Below are 22,929 nucleotides of genomic sequence, written 5' to 3'. Positions count from 1 at the left end.
GAGGCGGGGGCTTCTGGTCAGTCCTGGAGCGCGGGGTCGAGGACGATGTCCTCGCCCTCCGTCGTCGGCTCCTCGGGGAAGTGACAGGCGGTCAGGTGGCCGTCGCGGTTGCCCGACAGCCGCAGCAGCGGCGGCTCCTCGGTCGCGCACTTGTCCTGCGCCTTCCAGCAGCGGGTGCGGAAGCGGCAGCCGGACGGCGGGTCGACCGGGGAGGGCACGTCGCCCGCCAGGCGGATGCGCTCGCGGGGCGGGGCGTCCAGGTCGGCGTCGGGCACGGCCGACAGCAGGGCGTGCGTGTACGGGTGCCGGGGCCGCTCGTACAACGACTCCCGGTCGGCGATCTCCACCACCTTGCCGAGATACATCACCGCGACCCGCTGCGAGAAGTGCCGCACCACGGCCAGGTCGTGCGCGATGAACAGGAACGCGATGCCCAGCTCCCGCTGCACCCGCTGGAGCAGGTTGATCACCTGGGCCTGGATCGACACGTCCAGCGCCGACACCGGCTCGTCCGCGATGATCAGCCTGGGGCTCACCGACAGCGCGCGGGCCACGCCGATGCGCTGGCGCTGGCCGCCGGAGAACTCGTGGGGGAAGCGGTTGTAGTGCTCCGGGTTGAGCCCGACGATCTCCAGCAGCTCACGGACCCTGGCCTCCCGGCCGCCCGGCGGGTCGATGCCGTTGACCTCCATCGGCCCCTTGATGATCGACCCGACCGTGTGGCGCGGGTTGAGCGACGAGTACGGGTCCTGGAAGATCATCTGGATCTGGGAGCGGATCGGCTTCAGGTCGCGCCGGGAGGCGTGGCTGATGTCGCGGCCCTGATAGCTGACCGTGCCCTTGGTCGGTTCCAGCAGCCGGGCGGCCAGCCGGCCGGTGGTGGACTTGCCGCAACCCGACTCGCCGACCAGGCCGAGCGTCTCGCCGCTGTGCACGGTCAGGTCGATGCCGTCCACCGCGTGCACGGCGCCGACCTGGCGCTTGATGAACGCGCCGCCTCTGACGGGGAAGTGCTTCTCCAGGCCGGACAGCTCCAGCAGCTTCTCCGTCACGTCGTCTCCTTACCGGCCGCTCGTTCGCGGATCTCCGTCTTCTGCTTCAGCGGCAGGTAGCAGGCGTCCCCGTGGCCGCGGTGCGGCGACAGCTCCGGCCGCTCACCCGTGCACACCTCGCGCCCCAGCAGTTCCATGAAGTCGCAGCGGGGGTGGAACGGGCAGCCGCGCGGGACGTTGATCAGGCTGGGCGGCGTGCCGCGCACCGGGCGCAGCGGCTCGTCCACCGCCTGGCGCAGGCTCGGCATGGACCCGAGCAGCCCCCACGTGTACGGGTGGCGGGGCTCGCGCAGCACCTCGCGCATCGTGCCCCGTTCCACGGCGCGTCCCGCGTACATGACCAGCACCTCGTGCGCCGTGCTGGCCACCACGCCCAGGTCGTGCGTGACCAGGATGATCGCGGTGCCGGTCTGCTCCTGCAGCTCGCGCAGCAGGTCGAGGATCTGCGCCTGTACGGTGACGTCCAGCGCGGTCGTCGGCTCGTCGGCGATGAGCAGGCCGGGGTCGCAGACCAGGGCCATCGCGATCATCGCCCGCTGCCGCATGCCGCCGGAGAACTGGTGGGGGTACTCGTCGACGCGGAGCTTCGGCTGCGGGATGCCGACCCGGTCGAGCATCTCGATGGCCCGGTCCCGCGCCACCGACTTGGAGACGCCCTTGTGCTTGCGGTACACCTCGGCGATCTGGGCGCCGACCGTGTGGAACGGGGACAGCGAGGTCAGCGGATCCTGGAAGATCATCGCGATCTTGTTGCCGCGCAGCCGCTCCATCGTGGACCGGGACGCCGTCAGCAGTTCCTGGCCGTCGAGCGTGATGCTGCCGGAGATCTGCGCGGTCTCCGGGTTGTGCAGGCCGAGCACGGCCAGGTTGGTCACCGACTTGCCGGAGCCGGACTCGCCCACGATGCCCAGCGTGCTGCCCCGTTCGACCTCGAAGGAGAGCCCGCCCACGGCGTGCACGACGCCGTCCTCGGTGTGGAAGTCGACGGTGAGGTCGTTGACTTCGAGATACATCAGCTCAGCCTCACGCGGGGGTCGATGACGGCGTACAGGGAGTCGACGACCACGTTCATCAGCACGATCGCGCCGGCCGCGAGCACCACCGTGGCCATCAGCGTCGGCAGGTCGGAGTAGTCGACCGCGCGCACCGCCAGCCGCCCGATGCCCTGCAGGCCGAACGTGGTCTCGGTGATGATCGCGCCGCCGATGAGCGTGCCCAGGTCGACACCGAAGATCGTGATGACCGGGGTGAGCGTTCCGCGCAGCGCGAACCGCAGCACCACGCTCCGCCCCGACATGCCCTTGGCCCTTGCTGTGCGGACGTAGTCCTCGTTGAGGTTCTCCACCATGGTGGAGCGGGTGATGCGGGTGTAGTTCGCGGTGAAGATGAGCGCCAGGACCAGCCAGGGCAGCAACAGCCCGTTGAACCAGCCGAGCGGATCTTCCGTGATCGGCACGTACTTGGGCTGGGAGAAGACCTGTGTCTGGTAGACGAACAGGTACATGGCCAGGGTGCCGACGAAGTAGATCTGCACCGACGCGCCGATCAGCGACGCCACGCTGGCGACCTTGTCGAGCGGCTTGCCCTGACGCAGCGCGGCGACGATGCCGGTGGCCACGCCGAAGATCAGGAAGATCACCGCGGCGCCGAGCGTGAGCGCGATCGTGACCGGCATCCGGTCCATGATCGTCTCGAACACCGGGGCCTTGTTGACGAACGAGAAGCCGAGACAGGGCGCCGGGCAGTGGCCGAGGCCCTCGTAGTCACGGCCGACGAAGATCCCGGACAGCCATGACACGAACTGCACCAGGAGCGGCTGGTCGATGCCCAGGTTGCGGCGGGCCTGCTCCAGCGTTTCCGGCGGGCACACCTTGCCGCAGGCCAGCCGGGCCGGGTCCGCGGGAATCGCGTAGAACAGGAAGAAGGTCACCGCCGAGATGACCAGCAGGATGACCGCCGCTCCCAGCACGCGGCGGATGAGGAATCGAAGCACGAGATCTCCAAGAGGGTGCCCCGGGCGCCCGCACGGACGCCCGGGGCGGTGGCACTACGGCTTCACGAAGATGGTGTTCGGGGAGACCACCCACATCTGCGGGTCGATCTCGGCGCCGCCCACCTTCGAACCGTGCAGCGTGGTCGCGATCCGGTTCTCGGCGACGACCAGCGGCGCGTGCTTCTCCTGGATCTCCTTGTCCAGCGCCATCCAGGCGGCGTTGGCCGCGTCGATGTCCGGGTTCTCGGAGATCTCCTTCATCTTCGCGTCCAGCTCAGGGTCGCGAAGGTGCGTCATGTTCTGGCCGCCGTCGCTGACCGGGCCGAAGATGATCGGCATGACCGTCGAGCCGGACGGCCAGTCGGAGCCCCAGCCGCCCCAGTACAGGTCGAACTCGTTCTTGGTCTGGCTGATCGAGTCGTAGTACGTCTTGCGGTCCAGCGGCTTGGTCACGACCTTGATGCCGGCCTTCTCCAGGGCGTTCTTGATCACGACGGTGATCTGCTCCTGGGTGGGCGTCTGGTTGTACGCGTAGACGATGGTGGGGTTCGGGTCGCTCGACTCGGCCAGCAACTGCTTGGCCTTCTCGATGTCGCCCTCGGGCTTGGCCGTCTTGCCGTACAGGTCGTACGACTCGTACCCGACCGTGGTGTTCTCGTTCAGGATCGTCGTCGGCAGCGCCGCGGCGGCCGGGCCGCCCATCGTCTGCTGGATCTGCTTCGACGGCCACGCGTGGTTGATCGCCTGGCGGACCTTGATGTCCTTCACCCGGTCGAGGTTGAAGTAGTAGTAGTTGCCGTACGGCGAGGGGCTGACCATGCGGCGGTCGGCCAGGCTCTGGTCCTGCAGCACCTGCTGCAGCCGCTCCGGCGGCGTCGTCGCGTAGAAGGTGAACGCCTGCTGGTCAGGGCCGTTGTCCGCGATGAAGCGGTCGGTGATCTGCAGGGCCTCCTGGCCGAACTCCAGCTTCCAGGTGTCCGGGTAGGCGCCGCGGATCGGGTCGGTGGCGGCGTCCCAGTGCGGGTTGCGCTCCAGCTCCATCGACTTGTCGACGGTGTGCGACTTGATGATGTACGGGCCGGAGGCGACGGGCTCCTTGTCGTACTTCTCCTTGGTGTCCTTGGCCTTGGGCACGATGGCGTAGCCGCCCATGGCGAAGGCGTAGTTGGCGTCGGCGTGCGGCGTCTTGAACTTGAAGACGATCGTCTTGTCGTCCGGGGTCTCGATGGTGTCGAGCCGCTTGCCGTCGTACGGGCCCTCGTAGGCCTTCCGGTAGTCCTCCTCGGTCAGCCACTGCTGGATGTAGGAGGGACCGAAGGTGACGAACGGCGCGAACATCCGCTCGATCGTCCACTTGACGTCCTCGGACGTGATCGCCGAGCCGTCCTGCCACTTCACCCCGTCCTTGAGGGTGAAGGTCCAGGTCTTGCCGCCGTCGGACACCTGGCCCGCGTCCGTGGCGAGGTCGCCGACGAGCTTGTACTCGCCCTTGGCGACCCGCTTGTACCCGGTCAGGCCGCGGTGGATGAGCAGGCCGAAGTTGGACTCGGTGTTGACGTAGATCTGCGCCGGGTCCAGGTGGCTGAAGTCGTCGCGGTCGATCATGGTGACCGTGCCGCCCTTGACCACGCCCTCAGGCTCGATGGCCGGGCCCTTCGAGTCCTCGGCCGTGCCCAGGGTGATCACGGCCGGCTTGTACTCCGCCTGCGGCGGCGCCGACTCTCCGGAGCTGGGGGCGGCCGACGGCGCGCCCTGGTTTCCCGGCGCGCAGGCGCCGACCAGGGTCAGCGACGCCGCGGCGAGCACCGCGAGCACCGACCTCGTACGGTGGTTCATCTCTCTCCTCTAGCGCTTGATCTTGGGGTCGAAGGCGTCACGCACGGAATCGCCGAGCAGGTTGAAGGCGATCACGAAGATCAACAACGCGACGCCGGGGAAGATGAGGTACGTGATGTCGTTCTGGTAGACCTGGGTCGCCCGCAGGAACATGCGCCCCCAGTCGGGCACCAGCTCACCCATCCCGACGCCGAGGAACGACAGCCCCGCCTCGGCCGTCACCATGGCGGGCAGCAGCAGCGTCGACTGGATGAGGATCGGCGTCCACAGGTTGGGCAGCAGCTCCTTGAACACGATCCGGGCCGGCGAGGCGCCGGTGACCTTGGCGGCTTCGACGAACTCGCGCTCGCGCAGCGACAGCACGTACCCGCGCAGCAGCCGGGCCAGCCCCGCCCAGCCGAAGGCGCTGAGCATGATCGTGAGCGAGACGGCGCGCAGCCAGATCGGCGTCTCCTCGTCCGGCGGCACCAGCAGGCTCTCCACCACCGGGGTGAACGCGATGATGAAGATCGTCGACGGGAAGGACAGGGTCAGGTCGATGATCCGGCCGATGAAGTAGTCGGTCCTGCCGCCGATGTAGCCGGCCACGATGCCGATCACGATGCCGAGCGCGGTGATGATCAGGGTCGCGGCCAGGGCGATGCCGAGCGACGTCCTGATGCCGTACACCAGCTGCATGAACACGTCCCGGCCGAGGCTCGGCTCCAGCCCGAACCAGTACTCGGAGCTGATGCCGCCGTTGGGCAGGATCGGGTAGCCGTAGTCGTTCAGCAGTCCTGGGATGTCCTGCCCGTACAGGGTGTACGGGTCCTTGCCGTACAGCCATGAGATCACGGGCGCGAAGATCGCCACCAGGAAGAAGAAGATGACGATCACCGCGGAGGTGACGCCGACGCGGTCGCGGCGGAAGCGCGTCCACATCAGCCGGCCGGGTGACCGGCCGGCGGTGTCCTGGGTTTCGGTCACGGACGTCGCGTCGGTGGTGATCGCGGTGGACGTCGGTGTCGTCATGTGGTCGGGGTCCCTCAGCACGTACGAAATCCGGAAATTCCGGGCCACAGGCGACGTTCTCAGGTCATCTCACTCTGTGACAATGCCTCCACGGTTTTTCGTAAGTTTGTTGTAAAAAATAGACTTTGTCGTATTCGCAAAGTCATTGACCTGCCATATCACCGGATGCAAGAATCAGAACCGTTTATACGCTCAGTAATCACGGAATCGCGGCACAACCACGACAGTCCTGTGACATAGCCCCCGGCCCTGGCGGGTAGGCCCTTACTCATGGAAGACCACGGGCTGTTCGGGCCGGAGTCCGTGACGTGGCGGGTGATGGGTGAGCCGATTCTGCTGGTCGGCGGGTTCCGCGCGCTTCTCATGCAGAGCCTTCACCCGCGCGCGATGCGCGGCGTCATACAGAACTCCGCCTTCATGAATCCCGACGAGGCGTGGTCGCGTTTCGTCCGGACCACAGAATTCGTCCGCGTGCGCACGTACGGGACACGAGCCGAAGTCGAGCAGGCCGGCCGCCGCGTACGCAAGATCCACGCCACGCTCACAGGCTGTGACCCCGACACCGGCGAGCGGTTCCGGCTCGACGAGCCCGCGTCGCTGCGCTGGGTGCACGTCGGCGAGGTCGACTCCTACCTGACGGTGGCCCGCCGGGCGGGCGTGCGGCTCAGCGACGCCGACGCCGACGCGTTCGTCGCCGAGTGGCGGCGCGCCGCCGAGGTCGTCGGCCTGGACCCGCTGAGCGTGCCCGGCTCGGTCGGCGGGCTGCGCGCCTACATCGAGGCCGCCCGCCCGGGGCTGCGGCTCGTCCCCGAGGCCGCGAACCCGCTCCTGGCGTCCCTGCACACGCCGCTGCCCGGCCTGCTCGCCACGCTGCGGCCGGTGGTGCCGGCCCTGACCGTGCTCGCCTTCGCCACGCTGCCGCGCTGGGCCAGGCGGATGTACGGGCTGCCCGCCACGCCGGTCGGCGACCTGTGGGCGACCGCCACGCTGCGGGCCCTGCACGCCGGCATCGGCCTGGTGCCCGCGAACGTCCGCTACAGCCCCGACGCCCGCCGCGCCCGCAAGCTCATGGCCGCCTGAGCCGATCACGGGGAGGCCCCGGTCGCGCGCATGAATTCGGACATGGCACACTGGGATGGACAGAGCTAGCGTGCTCCGGGGTCGGTGAAAGTCCGAACCGGCGGTGACAGTCCGCGACCCGGCCGATGCCATCGGCCGGTTGACCCGGTGAAATTCCGGGACCGACGGTGAAAGTCCGGATGGGAGGCAGCACGCGGGTGCCCGGCATTGCGCCGGGTGCCCCACGGTGCGTTCGCGTACCGTGTTCGACCCCCCGGGGCCCGCCACGGCTTGGAGCTACTGGCGAGTAGGAGGCCCCCGGTGGCGGGATCCCCGCAGGACGCGGTCCACATGGCGCGCGCCGTCGAGCTGGCCGCCCGCGGTCACGGTCACACCAGCCCCAACCCCGTCGTGGGCTGCGTCGTGCTCGACGCCGCCGGCCGGGTCGCGGGTGAGGGGTTCCACGCGTACGCGGGAGGGCCGCACGCCGAGGTCGCCGCCCTGCGCGAGGCGGGGGAGCGGGCCAGGGGCGGCACCGCGTACGTCACCCTCGAACCCTGCGACCACACCGGCCGGACGGGCCCGTGCAGCGGCGCGCTGCTGGAGGCGGGCGTGGCCCGCGTCGTGCACGCGGTCGCCGACCCCAACCCGAAGGCCGCCGGCGGCGCCGGGCGGCTGCGCGCGGCCGGAGTCGCCGTGACGGCCGGGGTGCTGGCCGAGGAGGCGGAGCGGGTCAACGCCGAGTGGCTGACCTGGGCCAGGCTCGGCCGCCCGCACGTGACGTGGAAGTTCGCCGCCACCCTCGACGGCCGCTCGGCCGCCGCCGACGGCACCAGCCAGTGGATCACCTCTCCCGAGGCCAGGGCCGACGTGCACCGGCTGCGCGCCCGCAGCGACGCGATCGTGGCCGGCATCGGCACCGTGCTGGCCGACGACTCCCGGCTCACCGCCAGGCCGGCCCTGGCCGAGGGCCGCCCGCTGCGCGTGGTCGTCGACCCGGACGCCAGGACACCGGCCACCGCGCGGGTGCTCGACGGCGCGGCCCCCACGCTCGTCGCCGTGGCCGCCGACACCGTCACGACCCTCGGCGCCGACCTGCTGCGCGTGCCCCGCGACGGCCGCGGCCTCGACCTGCACGCCCTGCTCAAGGAGCTCGCCGCCCGCGAGGTGGTCAGCGTGTTCCTGGAGGGCGGCCCCACGCTGGCCGGGGCGTTCCTGGCCCGCGGGCTGGTCGACCGGGTCGTCGCCTACGTCGCGCCCGCCCTCCTCGGCGCCGGCGCCGCCGCGCTGGGCGAGGCCGGAGTGCGCACCATCGGCGAGGCGCACCGCCTGATCTTCGACGAGGTTTCCCCCATCGGGCCGGACGTGCGCCTCGTCGCACGCCCCGCGCCCCCGCACCCCCGCAGGGAGAAGTGAATGTTCACCGGAATCATCGAGGAGAAGGGCGAGGTCGTCGCCGTCGAGGCGGCCGGCGGCGGCGCCAGGATGTCCGTACGCGGCCCCGTGGTCACCTCCGACGCCCGCCACGGCGACTCGATCGCCGTCAACGGCGTCTGCCTCACGGTCGTGGACGTGCGCGGCGACGTCTTCACCGTGGACGTGATGAAGGAGTCGCTCGACCGCAGCTCGCTCGGCGCCCTGTCGGAGGGCGGGGCGGTCAACCTGGAGCGCGCGGTCCGGGCCGACCAGCGGCTCGGCGGCCACATCGTGCAGGGCCACGTCGACGGCACCGCCGAACTGCTGTCCAGGGAGCCCGGCGACAACTGGGACGACCTGCGCTTCGGCCTGCCCGCGTCCCTGAGCAGGTACGTCGCGGAGAAGGGCTCGATCGCCGTCGACGGAATCAGCCTGACGGTGACGACTGTTGACGACGGAAGCTTCGGCGTGAGCCTCATCCCGACCACGCTCAAGCTGACCACCCTGGGCGAGCGCCAGGTGGGCGACCTGGTGAACCTCGAGGTCGACGTGATCGCGAAGTACGTGGAGAGGCTGGTGGGCGCCCGATGAGCTGGGCGGACGCATCGATCGACATCTTCGGCCTGCCCGTGAGGTGGACCGACCTGATCGGCAACATCTGCGCGCTGGCGACCGTGGTGTTCGCCATGCGCAAGTCCATCTGGACCTGGCCGGTGCAGTTCACCGGCGCCGTCCTCCTCTTCGCCGCCTCCATCAGCGCGCACGTCACCGGCAACGCGCTCAAGCAGGCCCTGTTCGGCCTGCTGGCGATCTACGGCTGGTGGAAGTGGCGCCAGGGCACCCAGCAGCACGAGCTGGCCGTGCGGCCCGCGACCGGGCGCGAGCGGCTCGTGCTGATCACCGCGGCCGTGCTCGGCACGATCGTGGTGGCGGCGCTGTTCAAGACGTTCAACCTGTCGTGGTACCCGGACGCCCCGCTGGCCGTGGTGGCCGCGGACGCCTACATCTTCGTCGGTGGCGCGGTCGCGACCTGGGCGCAGGGCCGGGCGCTGGTCGACTTCTGGATCGTCTGGGTGGCCGTCGACCTCGTCGGCGTGCCGGTCGCGTTCAACTCCGGGCTGTACGTCTCGGGCGCGGTGTACGCGATCTTCTTCGTGATGGTGCTGGTCGGGTTCGTCAAGTGGCTGCGCGAGTACCGCGCCTCCGCACCGGCCGTGGCGGTGGCGTCATGACCGGGGGCATCCTCGACCCGGTCGAGCGGGCGATCGAGGACATCAGGGCGGGCCGGCCCGTCGTGGTCGTCGACGACGAGAACCGCGAGAACGAGGGCGACATCATCTTCGCCGCGGCCAGGGCCACGCCCGAGCTGCTCACCTTCACCATCAGGCACACCAGCGGCGTCATCTGCGTGCCGATGGAGGGCCGCGAGCTCGACCGGCTCGGCCTGCCGCTCATGGTCCACCAGAACCGCGAGCGGCTGCGCACCGCGTACACGATCAGCGTGGACGCCCGCGACGGCGTCACGACCGGCATCTCGGCCGCCGACCGGGCCAGGACGATCCGGGCGCTCGCCGACTCCGCGACCGAGCCGTACGAGCTGGTACGTCCCGGCCACGTCTTCCCGCTGCGCTACCACGAGGGCGGCGTGCTGGTCAGGCGCGGCCACACCGAGGCGGCCGTCGACCTGGCCAGGCTCGCCGGGCTCAGCCCCGCGGGCGTGCTGGCCGAGGTGGTCAACGACGACGGCACCATGGCCAGGCTGCCCGAGCTGCGCGTCTTCGCCGACGAGCACGACCTCGCGCTCATCTCCATCGAGCAGCTCGCCGACTACCGGCGGCGCACCGAGAGCATGGTCACCCGGGTCGCCGAGACCAACCTGCCCAACGCGTACGGGATGTGGCGGGCGTACGGCTACTCCAGCTCCATCGACGGCGGCGAGCACGTCGCGCTGGTCTTCGGCGACCTCGGCGACGGCGAGAACGTCCTGGTCCGCGCCCACTCCGAGTGCCTGACCGGCGACGTGTTCGGCTCGCTGCGCTGCGACTGCGGGGTGCAGCTCGACCACGCCATGGCGGCCATCGCGGCCGAGGGCCGCGGCGTGGTCGTCTACCTGCGCGGCCACGAGGGCCGCGGCATCGGGCTGCTGGCCAAGCTGCGCGCCTACAGCCTCCAGGACGCCGGGGTCGACACCGTCGACGCCAACGTCGAGCTGGGTCTGCCGATCGACGCCCGCGAGTTCTCCAACGCCGCCCAGATCCTCGCCGACCTGGGGGTCAAGGGGGTGCGGCTGCTCACCAACAACCCGGTCAAGGTCACGGGCATGGACGGCTACGGCATCAAGGTGCTCGGCCGCGAGCCGATGCCGGTCGCGGTGAACCCGTACAACGCCCGCTACCTGCAGGCCAAGCGCGACCGGCTGGGCCATTCCATCGAACACACGGACATCGACGGCACCCAGGAGGCCTCATGAGCGGCGAAGGACGTCCCGCGATCACCACGGCGCCCGACGCGTCCGGGCTGACCGTCGGGGTGGTGGCCGCCAGCTGGCACGCCGACATCACCGACCGGCTGGTGGACCGGGCGGTGCGGGCCTGCGAGGACGCCGGCGCCACCGCCACCGTGGTGCGGGTGCCCGGCTCGCTCGAACTCCCGGTGGTCGCCCAGGCGCTGGCCCGCCGCTGCGACGCGGTGGTGGCGCTGGGCGCGGTCATCCGCGGCGAGACGGCCCACTTCGACTACGTGTGCGACTCGGTCACGGCCGGGCTGACCAGGGTCTCGCTCGACGAGCGCACCCCGGTCGGCAACGGCGTGCTCACCTGCGAGAACCTCGGCCAGGCGCTGGACCGATCGGGGCTGCCGGACAGCAAGGAGGACAAAGGCTACGAGTCCGCGATCGCCGCGCTGGAGACCGCACTCCTCCTGCGGACCCTCGGCTGACCTGCGGTACATTCTCGACCGTGCCTGAGCTCGTGCCACCTCCCCCGCTGCCCGTCGTCTGGCGCCCGCGCCGGGGGAGGATCGTCGCCTACACCTTCGCCACCCTGATCGTGCTCGGCGCGGTGGTGATGGCGATCCTCATCGCCCCGCCGTTCCAGCTGGCCGACCGCATCGCGATCGTCGCGTTCGGCTGCGCGGTGGCGTTCGTGCTCCACCTGCTCGGCCGGGTGCGGGTGGAGGCCGACGACGAGGGCGTCACCCTGGTCAACGCGGCCCGCACCCACCGCTACACCTGGCCCGAGGTCCTCGACGTGACCTTCGTGCAGGGCGACCCGTGGCCCCGGGTCGACTTCTCCGACGGGCGGACGATCGGCGCGATGGGCATCCAGGGCTCGGAGAAGCCCGCGGCCCGCCGCGCCATCGCCGAGCTCACCGCCCTCATCCACGACCGCGGCGAGGCCCGCGAAGACTGACGTGAGACCTCACTTCACGTCATAGAGGGCGTCGATTATCAGGAAAACGGTGTGACCCGTAGCCTGAAAGCGTGCGTCGGCGGACAATGAGGGCGATGGACATCGAGTCGCCGGAAAAGCTCATCGAGCTGCTCGACCGGCATGCGTATCTGGCCGACGAAGGTCTGGCCACGGCCGCGTTCCTGGCGCTGCGGATGCGGCGGCCGCTGTTCCTGGAAGGGGAGGCGGGCGTCGGGAAGACCGAGCTGGCCAAGACCCTGGCCGGACTGCTCGGGGCGCCGCTGATCCGGCTGCAGTGCTACGAAGGGCTGGACGCCGCGCAGGCCCTGTACGACTGGGACTTCGCCCGGCAGCTGCTGCACCTGAAGGCGGCCGAGGTCGCCGGCGTGACCGACGTGCGGCGGCTCGAAGGGGAGATCTACGAGCGGCGCTTCCTCATCGCGCGGCCGCTGCTCAAGGCGCTGGAGACGCAGCCGAGCGTGCTGCTGGTCGACGAGATCGACCGGGCCGACGACGAGTTCGAGGCGTTCCTGCTGGAGGTGCTCTCCGACTTCACCATCTCCGTCCCGGAGCTCGGCACGATCAGGGCCGAGTCGCCGCCGGTCGTGGTGGTGACCTCCAACCGGACGCGGGAGGTGCACGACGCGCTCAAGCGCCGCTGCCTCTACCACTGGCTGGAGCATCCGAGCTTCGAGCGGGAGGTGGCGATCCTGCTGCGCCGCCTGCCCGCCTGCACCGAGACACTGGCCCGGCAGGTCGCCGGGGCCGCCGAGCGGCTGCGCGGGGCCGACCTGGTCAAGCCGCCGGGCATCGCCGAGACCCTCGACTGGACCGAGGCGCTGCTGACGCTCGGCGCCGACGAGCTCGACCCTGGCCGGGCGGCCGCCACGCTGGGCGCCGCGCTCAAGTACCGGGAGGACGTCGAACGCGTCCTGGGCAACGGGCTGCTCCGCCATGACTGATTTGGCCGCCACGATGACCGGGTTCGCCCGTACCCTCAGGGCGGCCGGGGTCGCGGCCGACCACGAGCGCACCCAGGGCTTCCTGCGCGCGCTGGAGCAGCTGGACGTCGCCGTCCCCGGCGACGTCTACTGGGCGGGCCGCCTCACGCTCTGCGCCGGCCCCGACGACCTGCCCCGCTACGACCGCTGCTTCCACGCGTACTTCGGCGGCGCCAAGGCCACCACCGCCCCGGCCGCCGTCACCTCCGTCACCCGCTACACAGCGGCGGGCGAGAGCGCGGAGGGCGGGCGCGAGGGCGAGGCCGCGCCCGCCACCGCCAGCAGCACCGAGGTCCTGCGCCACCGGGACGTCGCCAGGCTCACCGAGGCCGAGCGCGCCGAGGTGCACCGGATGCTGACCATGCTCAGGGCCAGGCGGGCCACACGCCGCTCGCGCCGGTACGAGAGCGCCCACCGGGGCGTGCTCGACCAGCGCCGCACCATCCGCGACGCCCTCAGGAAGGGCGAGGTGGCCAGGCTGCGGCGCCGGCGGCACACCACCAGGCCGCGCCGCGTCGTGCTCTTCGTCGACGTGAGCGGCTCCATGTCGCCGTACGCCGAGACGCTGCTGCGGTTCGCGCACGCCCTGGTGCGCAGCGAGCCGCGGGCCACCCGCGTGTTCTCGGTCGGCACCCGGCTCACCGCCGTCACCGCCGAGCTGCGCCACCGCGACCCCGGCACCGCGCTCGACGCGGTGTCGCGGGCCATCCCCGACTGGAGCGGCGGCACCCGGCTGGGGGAGGAGCTGCAGGAGTTCCTGTCCCGGCACAGCGCGCGCGGCGCGACCGTGGTCATCGCCTCCGATGGCTGGGAACGGGGCGACCCCGAACTGCTGCGCGCCCAGATGGCCCGGCTGGCCCGGCAGGCGCACCGGGTGATCTGGGTCAACCCACACAAGGGGTACGAGGACTACCAGCCGCTCACCGGCGGTATGCGGGCCGCCCTGCCCTACCTCGACGCCCTGGTGGCCGGGCACAGCCTGGCCGCCTACGAGGAACTCACCGAAAGGCTCGCCCATGCGTGACGTGCTCCCGGAGATCATGCGCTGGTGGAGGTCGGGGCTCGAGTTCGGGCTCGCGACGGTGGTCGGCACGTTCAACAGCGCGCCCAGGCCACCGGGCGCCGCCATGGCCGTGCGCGGCGACGAGGTGGTCGGCAGCGTGTCCGGCGGATGCGTCGAGGGCGCCGTGTTCGAGCTCGCCACCGAGACCCGCCGCCCGGTGCTGCAGAGGTACGGGGTCAGCGACGACGACGCGTTCGCCGTCGGGCTCACCTGCGGCGGCATCATCGACATCTTCGTCGAGCCGATCTCCCGCGACACCTTCCCCGAACTGGGCGACGTGGCCGCCTCGATCGAGGAGCACGAGCCGGTCGCCGTCGCCACCGTCCTCTCCGGCCCCGGCGAGGTCGGCGCCCGCCGGATCATCTGGCCCGGCCGCTCCTCCGGCTCGCTCGGCCCCGGCCGCCTCGACGACGCGGTGGACGACGACGCCCGCGGCATGCTCGCCCAGGGGCTGACCGGCATCCGCCACTACGGCGGCGAGGGCGAGCGGCGGCTGGACGACCTGGCCGTGTTCGTGCACTCGTTCGCGCCGCCGCCGCGCATGCTGGTGTTCGGCGCGATCGACTTCGCCGCGGCCGTCGCCCGGGTCGGCAAGTTCCTCGGCTACCACGTCACCGTGTGCGACGCCCGGCCCGTCTTCGCCACCCCCAAGCGCTTCCCCGACGCCGACGAGGTCGTGGTCAAGTGGCCGCACGACTATCTGGCCTCCGTCTCGGTGGACGAGCGCACCGTGATCTGCGTGCTCACCCACGATCCCAAGTTCGACGTGCCGCTGCTGGAGGTGGCGCTGCGCACCCCCGCCGGGTACGTGGGCGCCATGGGTTCGCGGCGCACCCACGAGGACCGGATGGACCGGCTGCGCGAGGCCGGGCTGACCGAGGAGGAGCTGGCCCGGCTGCGCTCGCCCATCGGGCTGGACCTGGGGGCGCGCACTCCGGAGGAGACGGCCGTGTCCATCGCCGCCGAGCTGATCCAGCTCCGCTGGGGCGGGTCCGGCCGGCCGCTGTCGACCACCCGGGGCCGCATCCACCACGACGGGTAGGGGACGGCCATGAAGGGGAGCGGGGCGGCGGGGCTGCTGCTCGCGGCCGGCGAGGGCTCCCGGCTGGGCAGGCCGAAGGCGCTGCTGGAGCTGGCCGGGGAGCGGCTGGTCGACCGGGGGGTGCGGCTGCTGGAGGAGGGCGGCTGCCACCCGGTCGTGGTGGTGCTCGGGGCGGCGACCGTGCAGGTGCGGGGGGCGGTGGCCGTGCGCAACCCGGACTGGCGGTCCGGCATGGGGTCCTCCCTGCGGGCCGGGCTGGCGGCGCTGCCCGCCGAGTCGCGGGCCGTGGTGATCGCGCTGGTGGACCAGCCGCTGGTGCGGGCCGAGGCGGTGCGCGCGCTGATCGCCTCCGGCGCAGGGGTGGCCGTCGCCACGTACGGCGGCCGGCGCAGGAACCCGGTGCTGATCGAGCGCCGCCACTTCGCCGAGGTCGCCGCCCTGGCCCGCGGCGACGTGGGCGCCCGCCCGTTCCTGGCCGCCCATCCGGAGCTGGTGACCGAGGTGCCGTGCGCCGGCGACCCCGCCGACATCGACACCCCCGGCGATCTGGCCAGGCTGGAGCCTCGGCTGCTGGAACCTGAGTGAGCGGCCGCGGTCCCGTCGTCGTCAGAGACGGAACGAGGCGACGGCGGCCCGGTGGTCGCTGCCGGTGGCCGGGGCCACCTCGGCCCGCGTGGCGGTCATCCCGCGGAACAGGATGTGGTCCGGCCGCGTCACGGGGAACCCGGCCGGCCAGGTGAACCCGAACCCGTCGCCCGCGACCTCCTGCGCGTCGGTCAGCGGCGGCGTCAGCCCGCGCATGCCCCGGTCGGTGGTGGCCGTGTTGAGGTCGCCCAGCAGCAGGATCCGCTTGCTGCCGTCGCGGTCGATCAGCTTGCGCGCCTGCGCCAGCGAGGCGTCCCTGGAGGTGGTCTCGCCCGGCCGCGCCGAGGCGAGGTGCATCACGTACACGGTCACGTCGCCCTTGGGGGTCCGCACGGTCGCACGCAGGGCGCGCACCCAGCCCATGCCGACGTCCAGCGGGCGCTCGCGGCTGATCGGGTAGCGGCTCCACAGGCCGACGGTGCTCACCGCGTAACGGTGCTCGAACATCCGGTTGAGCTGCTTGGCCGCCGGGCCGCCCGGGGTGAGCTCCTGCGCCGCCAGCAGGTCGAGGTCCTCGGCGACGGCGCGTACGGCCTCGCCCGAGGCGTCGTTGCGCACGCCCACGTTCACCGTGCCGACCGCCAGGTCGCTCGGCCCGCCGGGCGGGGTGCGCAGCAGCGCGGGACCGAACATGACGCCCCACACGGCCGCCGGCGCCAGCACGGCGCCGACGGCCGCGGTGGAGCGGGCCAGGGCCGCGCCCAGCAGCAGGACCGGCACGGCCAGGCCCAGCCACGGCAGCAGGCTCTCCATGACCGTCGTGAAACCGCCCAGGGCCGGCACGTAGCGGTGTCCGGCCAGGACCACGGCGAGGACGGCGGACACGACGACGACGACGCGCTTCAGCACTCTGACCAAGGTAGCCCCTCGCTGGCTCCAGCGCGGACACGCTAACCTGACGGCATCGGAACGGAACATCATTCTGTGGTGGGAGCGGGCATGCGGATCGGAATGACACTGGGCTACTCCGGGGGATTCAAGGAGACGGTGGGAGAGCTCGCCGACTACGAGAAGGCCGGGCTCGACATCGTCTTCGTCGCGGAGGCCTACAGCTTCGACGCGGTCAGCCAGATGGGATACATCGCGGCCGTCACCGAGCGGCTGCAGATCGCCTCCGGCATCCTGCCGATCTACTCGCGCACGCCCGCCCTGATGGCCATGACGGCCGCGGGCCTCGACTACATCTCCGACGGCCGCTTCACCCTCGGCCTCGGCTCCTCCGGCCCGCAGGTCATCGAGGGCTTCCACGGCGTGCCCTACACCGCCCCGATCGGCCGCACCCGCGAGGTCATCGAGATCTGCCGCAAGGTGTGGCGGCGCGAGCGCCTGCAGTACGACGGCCGCCACTACACCCTGCCGCTGCCGCCCGACCAGGGCACCGGCCTGGGCAAGCCCCTCAAGATCATCAACCACCCGGTACGTTCCCGCATCCCGATCGTGCTCGCCGCCATCGGCCCCAAGAACGTCGAGCTGGCCGCCGAGCTGGCCGAAGGCTGGGAGCCGATCTTCTACGTGCCGGAGAAGGCCGCCGACGTGTGGGGCGCCGCCCTGGCCGCCGGCAAGGCCAAACGCGACCCCGAGCTGGGCGAGCTGGACGTGGTCGCCCAGGCGTCCCTCTACATCGGCGACGACGCCGACGGCCTGCTGGACCTCGGCCGGCCGATGGCCGCCCTCTACATCGGCGGCATGGGCGCCAAGGGCAAGAACTTCTACAACAACCTGGCCAGGCGCTACGGCTACGAGAAGGAGGCCGAGCAGATCCAGGAGCTCTACCTCGACGGCAAGAAGGACGAGGCGGCGGCGCTGGTGCCGCGCGAGCTGCTGGAGAAGATGTCGCTGATCGGCGACGAGGCCTACGTCCGCGACCGGATGCGGGCGATGAAGGAGTCCGGCGTCACCACGCTGAACGTCACCCCGCTCGGCCGCACCCACGAGGAGCGCGTCCGCCTGATCGAGACCATCAAGGACATCGCCTCCTGATCACCGCCGCACCGGTACGCACCCGTCGAAACGCCCGCCTTCCCCCTGCTGGAGGAGGCGGGCGTTTCCGTTGGGGCCTAAGGTTGGTCGAAAACTGAAGTTTGAGCATTGGCGGAGATATGTCCGACGCGACGCCGTCCCTGGTCGCCGGGCGGTACCGGCTTGATGAGCGCATCGGCAGCGGTTCGATGGGCGAGGTGTGGCGGGGGTACGACACCCGCGCCGACTGGACCGTGGCCGTGAAGATGCTGGGAGCCAAGGCGGTGGGGGCGGCCACCAGGGAGGTGCTGCGCCAGCACGCCCAGGCCGTGGCCCGGGTGATCCATCCCAACGTCGCCATGGTGCTGGACGTGGGGGAGCACGAAGGGTCCCCGTTCCTGGTGACGGAGTTCCTCACCGGGCCGAGCCTCGGCGAGGAGCTCGCCGGGCGCGGGCCGCTCAAGGTGGTGGAGGTGTGCGACCTGGCCGGGCAGGCCGCGGCCGGCCTGGACGCGGCGCACCGCGCGGGCCTGGTGCACGGCAAGGTCGGGCCCGACAGCTTCCGGATGGCCGGCAGCGGCGTGCTCAAGGTCGTCGGGTTCGGCCTGACGGGCCGGTCCGGCGGCGACCCCCGCTACCAGGCGCCCGAGCGGCTCGCCGGAGGCGACGGGCAGGCGTCGGCCGACCTGTACGGGCTCGGCGCGGTCTGCTACGAGCTGCTCACCGGCCAGGCGCCCGCCAGGGAGGGCGCGATCGCGCCGCCCAGTACCCTGCGCCAGGGCGTGCCCGCCGAGCTGGACCGGTTACTGCTCGCCATGCTCGACCCCGAGCCCGCCAAGCGGCCCGCCAGCGGCGAGGCGGTGCGCCGCGCGCTTGCCGCCATCGCCAGGCCACGGGCCGCCGCGCCCGCGCCGCCCGCCCCCGCCGCGACCCCGGCCGCGCGGGCCGGGGACACCGCGATCTACGACGCGTCCGAGCTGGCGCCGCCCCCGCCGTCCGGCCGCGAGAACCGCCGCCTGTTCGTCCAGGCCGGCGTGGCCCTCGCGGCCATCGTGGCGGTCACCGTAGTCATGATCTTCCTGGCGAGCGGCGACGAGGACCCGCCCGAGGCCGCCCCCACCACGCAGGCCACCGGCGAGGTGCCGCCCTCACCGACCCCCACGCCGACCCCGACGCCCACGCCCACTTTCACGGCCGAGCCGGAGCCCACCGAGCTCCGCGGCACCGACGCCCTGCCCGTCCCCAAGGGCACCGTCGGCCAGTCGGTCCCGCCGGGCGGCTGGGAGACCTGGGTGAGGAGGTTCGACGAGGCGGTCACCAGCCAGATGGCCGTGAACGGGATGCACCCGAAGGTGGCCGATAAGGCCCAGGACAAGCTCAGGAAGGCCGGCCGGAAGTTCGCCGAGGGCGACGAGCGGGCCGGCGTCAGGGAGGTCTCCCACGTCATCCGCGATCTGCGCAAGGCCAGGGACAAGGGCGAGATCGCCCCGGCCGGCCCGCTGTCCGACTGGCTCAACGACTGGCAGATCTAGCGGATAGTGGACCAACCGGAGATCCGCGTACATTAAGCGCGTGACCGTCAACTACGCACAGCGGCGAGCTCGGCTCGCGGCCCTGCTGCCCGCCCACGAGGTCGACGCCATGCTGGTCACCTCGACCGTCAACGTCCGCTATCTCACGGGGCTCGTCAGTTCCAACGCCGCCGCTCTGATCAAGGCCGACGGCTCGGCGCTGCTGGTGACGGACAACCGCTACATCGAGAAGACGCACGGCCTCGACGTGCAGGCGGTCGAGGCCGCCGACGTGGCCGGGGAGCTCGCCGCCCCCGGCGTCGGCATCGAGGCCGCCCACATGAGCGTGGCCACCTACGAGCGGCTCGGGCCCGGGCTCGTGCCGCTCGGGCCCCTCGTCGAAGGGCTGCGCGCGGTCAAGGACGACGACGAGCTGGAGCTCCTCCGTACCGCCTGCGCCATCACCGACCAGGCCTTCGCCGACGTGCTGCACACCATCCGCCCCGGCGTCACCGAGCGCGACGTGGCCCGGCTCCTCGAAGCCCGCATGATCGAGCTCGGCGCCGCCAAGCCCGCCTTCGACACCATCGTCGCCGCGGGCCCGAACGGCGCCATCCCGCACCACGCCCCCACCGACCGCGAGCTGCGCTCCGGCGAGCTGGTCACCATCGACTTCGGCGCCGCCTACCAGGGCTACCACGCCGACATGACCCGCACCGTCTGCCTGGGCCCGACCGCCGACTGGCAGAGCGAGGTCTACGACCTGGTCGCCGAGGCCCAGCGGGCCGGCCGGCACGCCGTCACCCCCGGCGCCACCGCCAAGGAGGTCGACGCCGCCGCCCGCTCCCTCATCGCCGCCGCCGGCCACGGCGACCATTTCCGGCACGGCCTCGGCCACGGCGTCGGGCTCGAGATCCATGAGGAGCCGTTCCTGGGCCCCGCACGTACCGGTAGACTTGAGGATCGAGTTCCGATCACCGTGGAGCCGGGGATCTACCTCCCGGGCCGGGGCGGTGTTCGCATCGAGGACACCCTCGTCACACGACAGGGCGAGCCGGAACTTTTCACCAAGACGACCAAGGAGCTGCTCGTCCTTTAGAGCGGCCACACGCGGGAGAGAACGAGTGGCGACAACCAACGACCTCAAGAACGGCATGGTGCTGAAGCTCGACGGTGGCGAGCTGTGGTCCGTTGTCGAGTTCCAGCACGTCAAGCCGGGCAAGGGCGGCGCGTTCGTGCGCACCAAGCTCAAGAACGTGCTCTCCGGCAAGGTCCTCGACAAGACCTTCAACGCCGGCGTCAAGGTCGAGGTGGCCAACGTCGACAAGCGCGAGATGCAATACTCCTACCGCGACGGCGACGACTTCGTGTTCATGGACACCGAGACCTACGACATGGTCAACGTGCCCTCCTCCACCGTCGGCGACGCCGCCAACTACATGCTGGAGAACACCCTGGCCACCGTGGCCTTCCACGAGGGCTCCGCGCTCTACGTCGACCTGCCCGCCGCGGTCGAGCTCACCATCGCCAGCACCGAGCCCGGCCTGCAGGGCGACCGCTCCACCGGCGGCACCAAGCCCGCCACGCTGGAGACCGACGCCGAGATCAAGGTGCCGCTCTTCATCACCACCGGCGAGCGGGTCAAGGTCGACACCCGCACCGGCGAATACCTCGGCCGGGCCTGAGGTGTCGGCACGGGGCAAAGCACGCCGGCGTGCGCTCGACATCCTCTTCGAGGCCGAACTCCGCAGTGAGGATCCGCTGAAGATCCTGGCCGAGCGGGTCGAGCGCCAGGAGCCCCCGGTCAACGAGTACACCTCCACCCTCGTCGAGGGGGTCACCCGCCATCTCGCCCGCATCGACGAGCTGATCACCACCTACTCCGAGGGCTGGACCCTCGAACGCATGCCCGCCGTCGACCGCAACCTCCTGCGCGGCGGCACCTACGAGCTGCTGTGGATGCCCGACGTCCCCGAGGGCGTGGTCATCAGCGAGTGGGTCCACCTGGCAGGCGAGCTGTCCACGGACGAGTCCCCCCAGTTCGTCAACGGGCTGCTGGCGCGTTTCAAGCAGCTCAAGCCAAGCCTGACGCTCTAGCTCCCGTACGGGCCGGTCACGGCGTCCCCCTGACCGGCTCCTCCGCACGGCCGGCCCGCCGCCACATCCATCTTTCACACCGGGCGTAACCCGCACCGCGGCGTCCGCGCCGTGTTAGCGCCGTGCTCGCGCTGGGCGTGAGCCGGCCGCCGCGCCGGTCACGCGCTGGGCGTAACCCGCCCGGCCCCGCGCGGGCCCCGCCGGTGCCAGCATGGGCGGCGTGCCTCCCGTGCCAGAGCCACGTGGCTGATCGGGTGTTCCGTCCAGCCGCGCTCGGCAACCCCCGGTTCCGCCTGCTGCTGCCCGGCCAGGTGGCCGCGGTCGCGGGCGAGCAGATGTTCGCCGTCGCGATCACCGTCTCCGTCCTCCAGGCGGGTGGTGACGCGGTCGCGCTCGGCCTGGTCCTCGCCGCGCGCGGGGTCACGCTCGTGGTGTTCCTGCCGGTCGGCGGCGTGTGGGCCGACCGGCTGCCGCGGCAGCGGGTCCTGATGGCCGCCTACGGACTCCAGGCCCTCCTCGCGGCGGCTCTCGCCGTGACCGGCACGTTCCCGATCTGGGCGGCGGCCGGGGCCGTGCTGCTGTCGGGGCTGGCCGAGGCGTTCGTCCGGCCCGCCTTCAACGCTCTGCTGCAGGGCGTGCTCGGCGACCACGAGCGCGTCTCCGGCAGGTCGCTGGTCAGCGTCGCGATCCGTACCGGCGTCATGGCCGGGCCAGCGGCGGGCGCCGGGGTGATCACCCTGTCCGGCGCCGGGGCCGCGTACGGGATCACCGCGATGACCTTCGCCGTCGCGGTCCTGACCCTCTGGCGGGCCGGGGAACCCCGGCGGGAGCCCGCCCGCAGGGCCTCGTTCGTCCAGGACGTCCGCGCCGGCGTCGCCGAGGCGCGGCGGCTCCCGTGGGTGCGCGCCATTCTGATCTTCTCCGCGGTCAACCTCATGTTCGTCATCGCGCCGACGCAGGTCCTGCTGCCGGTCGTGACCACCGCCGCGTTCGGCTCGCCCGCCGTGTACGGCCTGGCGCTCACCTGCTACGGGGCCGGCGGCCTGGCAGGCGGCCTGATCACGATGGCGTGGCGGCCGCGCGCCCCCGGGGCCGTGGCGCTGACCGCGATCGCCCTCTACGCCGCGGCGCCTCTCTCGCTGGTCCTCGCTCCCTCGCCGGCCGCGATCTTCCTGGCGTTCGCGATCGCCGGGGCGGGGGTGGAGACGTACGCGATCCACTGGGAGGTCGCCCTGCAGCGAGAGATCCCCGAGCACCTGATCGGGCGGATCAGCTCGTTCGCCTGGCTGTGCGGCTTCGGCCTGATGCCGTTCGGGCAGGCGCTGACCGGGCCGCTGGCCGCCCTCGCCGGGCCGGCGGCGGTGCTCGCGTCGGCGGCGGCCGTCATCCTCCTCGTGCCGCCGGCGCTGCTCCTGGTCAGGGGCATGCCGCGATTCCGGGACCCGCCGTGACCGGTTGCCCCGGCGGGACGGGCGGGGCGAGGATCGGGACATGGCCACCGAAGACGACGTGCGCAGGCTGGCGCTCGCGCTGCCCGAGACCGGCGAGAAGACCATGTACGGCACGCCCGCGTTCTACGTCCGCGGCAAGTGGTTCGCCAGGATGCGGGAGGAACCGGACGTGCTCGCGGTGCCGGTGCCCAGTGAGGAGGAGAAGCTGGAGCTCACCGCCGCCCGGCCCGGGGCGTTCTTCACCACGCCGCACTTCGACGCGTACGCCGCCGTGCTGGTCCGGCTGCCGGAGGTGGACGAGGAGGAGCTGGGCGAACTGCTCACCGACGCGTGGCGGCTGCGCGCCCCCAAGCGGCTGGTGGCCGCCTTCGACGCCTGACGAC

Annotated in this window: 24 protein-coding genes and 1 riboswitch; of the genes, 18 read left to right on the top strand and 6 right to left on the bottom strand. The window is 71.7% G+C overall.

Features of this window, described 5'->3' with window-relative positions; all coding sequences use genetic code 11:
* Nucleotides 1–17: 17 nt before the first annotated feature.
* From ACIBF7_RS12995 to ACIBF7_RS12975, 5 genes are read right to left on the bottom strand one after another with little or no spacing between them, the layout of a single operon-like run.
* Nucleotides 18–1,052, bottom strand: coding sequence for an ABC transporter ATP-binding protein (locus tag ACIBF7_RS12995; RefSeq protein ID WP_148032710.1), 1,035 nt, complete (start codon nt 1,050–1,052; stop codon nt 18–20).
* Complete coding sequence (locus ACIBF7_RS12990; protein WP_148032709.1) at nt 1,049–2,065, bottom strand: ABC transporter ATP-binding protein; 1,017 nt, start codon at nt 2,063–2,065, stop codon at nt 1,049–1,051. The genes ACIBF7_RS12995 and ACIBF7_RS12990 overlap by 4 nt, the downstream gene beginning before the upstream one ends.
* Nucleotides 2,065–3,045 carry an ABC transporter permease gene (locus ACIBF7_RS12985; RefSeq protein ID WP_148032708.1) on the bottom strand — a complete coding sequence of 327 codons (981 nt, stop codon included), beginning with the start codon at nt 3,043–3,045 and terminating at the stop codon, nt 2,065–2,067. Before ACIBF7_RS12985 ends, ACIBF7_RS12990 begins: the two co-directional genes overlap by 1 nt.
* 54 nt (nt 3,046–3,099) lie before the next feature.
* Nucleotides 3,100–4,881: an ABC transporter substrate-binding protein gene (locus tag ACIBF7_RS12980; RefSeq protein WP_148032707.1), complete on the bottom strand. Its 1,782-nt coding sequence runs from the start codon at nt 4,879–4,881 to the stop codon at nt 3,100–3,102.
* A gap of 9 nt (nt 4,882–4,890) precedes the next feature.
* A complete protein-coding gene (locus ACIBF7_RS12975) occupies nt 4,891–5,892 on the bottom strand; it encodes an ABC transporter permease (protein WP_148032706.1) in 1,002 nt (333 codons plus the stop codon).
* Nucleotides 5,893–6,162: 270 nt separating this feature from the next.
* On the opposite strand from ACIBF7_RS12975, the gene ACIBF7_RS12970 reads away from it, so the two are divergent.
* From ACIBF7_RS12970 to ACIBF7_RS12920, 11 genes are all read left to right on the top strand, one after another.
* Nucleotides 6,163–6,972: an oxygenase MpaB family protein gene (locus ACIBF7_RS12970; protein WP_148032705.1), complete on the top strand. Its 810-nt coding sequence runs from the start codon at nt 6,163–6,165 to the stop codon at nt 6,970–6,972.
* A 66-nt stretch (nt 6,973–7,038) separates the two neighbouring features.
* A riboswitch (FMN riboswitch) is annotated at nt 7,039–7,169 on the top strand.
* 103 nt (nt 7,170–7,272) lie between these two features.
* Nucleotides 7,273–8,367, top strand: coding sequence for a bifunctional diaminohydroxyphosphoribosylaminopyrimidine deaminase/5-amino-6-(5-phosphoribosylamino)uracil reductase RibD (gene ribD / locus ACIBF7_RS12965; RefSeq protein ID WP_261808672.1), 1,095 nt, complete (start codon nt 7,273–7,275; stop codon nt 8,365–8,367).
* Nucleotides 8,368–8,958: a riboflavin synthase gene (locus ACIBF7_RS12960; RefSeq protein ID WP_397197154.1), complete on the top strand. Its 591-nt coding sequence runs from the start codon at nt 8,368–8,370 to the stop codon at nt 8,956–8,958.
* Nucleotides 8,955–9,599 carry a nicotinamide riboside transporter PnuC gene (pnuC, locus tag ACIBF7_RS12955; protein WP_148032703.1) on the top strand — a complete coding sequence of 215 codons (645 nt, stop codon included), beginning with the start codon at nt 8,955–8,957 and terminating at the stop codon, nt 9,597–9,599. Before ACIBF7_RS12960 ends, pnuC begins: the two co-directional genes overlap by 4 nt.
* The gene (locus ACIBF7_RS12950; RefSeq protein WP_364227133.1) at nt 9,596–10,837 is read left to right on the top strand and encodes a bifunctional 3,4-dihydroxy-2-butanone-4-phosphate synthase/GTP cyclohydrolase II; all 1,242 of its coding nucleotides are present in this window, start codon (nt 9,596–9,598) and stop codon (nt 10,835–10,837) included. Before pnuC ends, ACIBF7_RS12950 begins: the two co-directional genes overlap by 4 nt.
* The gene (gene ribH, locus ACIBF7_RS12945) at nt 10,834–11,304 is read left to right on the top strand and encodes a 6,7-dimethyl-8-ribityllumazine synthase (protein WP_219543398.1); all 471 of its coding nucleotides are present in this window, start codon (nt 10,834–10,836) and stop codon (nt 11,302–11,304) included. The genes ACIBF7_RS12950 and ribH overlap by 4 nt, the downstream gene beginning before the upstream one ends.
* Before the next feature lie 20 nt (nt 11,305–11,324).
* Nucleotides 11,325–11,777 carry a PH domain-containing protein gene (locus ACIBF7_RS12940; RefSeq protein ID WP_148032700.1) on the top strand — a complete coding sequence of 151 codons (453 nt, stop codon included), beginning with the start codon at nt 11,325–11,327 and terminating at the stop codon, nt 11,775–11,777.
* A 95-nt stretch (nt 11,778–11,872) separates the two neighbouring features.
* Nucleotides 11,873–12,739: a MoxR family ATPase gene (locus ACIBF7_RS12935; protein ID WP_219543399.1), complete on the top strand. Its 867-nt coding sequence runs from the start codon at nt 11,873–11,875 to the stop codon at nt 12,737–12,739.
* Nucleotides 12,732–13,802 (top strand): VWA domain-containing protein, encoded by a 1,071-nt coding sequence (locus tag ACIBF7_RS12930; RefSeq protein ID WP_397197153.1) that lies wholly within the window; start codon nt 12,732–12,734, stop codon nt 13,800–13,802. The genes ACIBF7_RS12935 and ACIBF7_RS12930 overlap by 8 nt, the downstream gene beginning before the upstream one ends.
* Nucleotides 13,795–14,883: an XdhC/CoxI family protein gene (locus tag ACIBF7_RS12925; protein WP_271275315.1), complete on the top strand. Its 1,089-nt coding sequence runs from the start codon at nt 13,795–13,797 to the stop codon at nt 14,881–14,883. Before ACIBF7_RS12930 ends, ACIBF7_RS12925 begins: the two co-directional genes overlap by 8 nt.
* A 9-nt stretch (nt 14,884–14,892) precedes the next feature.
* The gene (locus ACIBF7_RS12920) at nt 14,893–15,468 is read left to right on the top strand and encodes an NTP transferase domain-containing protein (protein WP_397197152.1); all 576 of its coding nucleotides are present in this window, start codon (nt 14,893–14,895) and stop codon (nt 15,466–15,468) included.
* Nucleotides 15,469–15,489: 21 nt separating this feature from the next.
* Here ACIBF7_RS12920 and ACIBF7_RS12915 read toward each other — a convergent pair whose 3' ends face one another.
* Nucleotides 15,490–16,377: an endonuclease/exonuclease/phosphatase family protein gene (locus ACIBF7_RS12915; protein WP_148032696.1), complete on the bottom strand. Its 888-nt coding sequence runs from the start codon at nt 16,375–16,377 to the stop codon at nt 15,490–15,492.
* A 90-nt stretch (nt 16,378–16,467) separates the two neighbouring features.
* On the opposite strand from ACIBF7_RS12915, the gene ACIBF7_RS12910 reads away from it, so the two are divergent.
* From ACIBF7_RS12910 to ACIBF7_RS12880, 7 genes are all read left to right on the top strand, one after another.
* The gene (locus tag ACIBF7_RS12910) at nt 16,468–17,508 is read left to right on the top strand and encodes an LLM class F420-dependent oxidoreductase (RefSeq protein ID WP_148032695.1); all 1,041 of its coding nucleotides are present in this window, start codon (nt 16,468–16,470) and stop codon (nt 17,506–17,508) included.
* A 119-nt stretch (nt 17,509–17,627) separates the two neighbouring features.
* Nucleotides 17,628–19,019 (top strand): serine/threonine-protein kinase, encoded by a 1,392-nt coding sequence (locus tag ACIBF7_RS12905; protein WP_397197151.1) that lies wholly within the window; start codon nt 17,628–17,630, stop codon nt 19,017–19,019.
* Nucleotides 19,020–19,059: 40 nt separating this feature from the next.
* On the top strand, nt 19,060–20,097 hold the full coding sequence (locus tag ACIBF7_RS12900; protein WP_397197150.1) for a M24 family metallopeptidase: 1,038 nt from the start codon (nt 19,060–19,062) through the stop codon (nt 20,095–20,097).
* 25 nt (nt 20,098–20,122) lie between these two features.
* Entirely contained in the window at nt 20,123–20,683 is a 561-nt protein-coding gene (gene efp / locus ACIBF7_RS12895) for an elongation factor P (protein WP_148032692.1), read from the top strand.
* 1 nt (nt 20,684) lies between these two features.
* Nucleotides 20,685–21,095 carry a transcription antitermination factor NusB gene (gene nusB / locus ACIBF7_RS12890; RefSeq protein WP_271279769.1) on the top strand — a complete coding sequence of 137 codons (411 nt, stop codon included), beginning with the start codon at nt 20,685–20,687 and terminating at the stop codon, nt 21,093–21,095.
* 242 nt (nt 21,096–21,337) lie between these two features.
* The gene (locus tag ACIBF7_RS12885) at nt 21,338–22,546 is read left to right on the top strand and encodes an MFS transporter (RefSeq protein ID WP_397197149.1); all 1,209 of its coding nucleotides are present in this window, start codon (nt 21,338–21,340) and stop codon (nt 22,544–22,546) included.
* Between the two features lie 40 nt (nt 22,547–22,586).
* Nucleotides 22,587–22,925 carry an MmcQ/YjbR family DNA-binding protein gene (locus tag ACIBF7_RS12880; protein WP_397197148.1) on the top strand — a complete coding sequence of 113 codons (339 nt, stop codon included), beginning with the start codon at nt 22,587–22,589 and terminating at the stop codon, nt 22,923–22,925.
* Nucleotides 22,926–22,929 lie beyond the last annotated feature (4 nt).

Source organism: Nonomuraea sp. NPDC050478 (genome assembly GCF_044458265.1).
Taxonomy (GTDB): domain Bacteria; phylum Actinomycetota; class Actinomycetes; order Streptosporangiales; family Streptosporangiaceae; genus Nonomuraea; species Nonomuraea ferruginea.
Note: the sequence above shows the minus strand (reverse complement) of the source record. Positions and strands in the feature narration are given on the sequence as shown.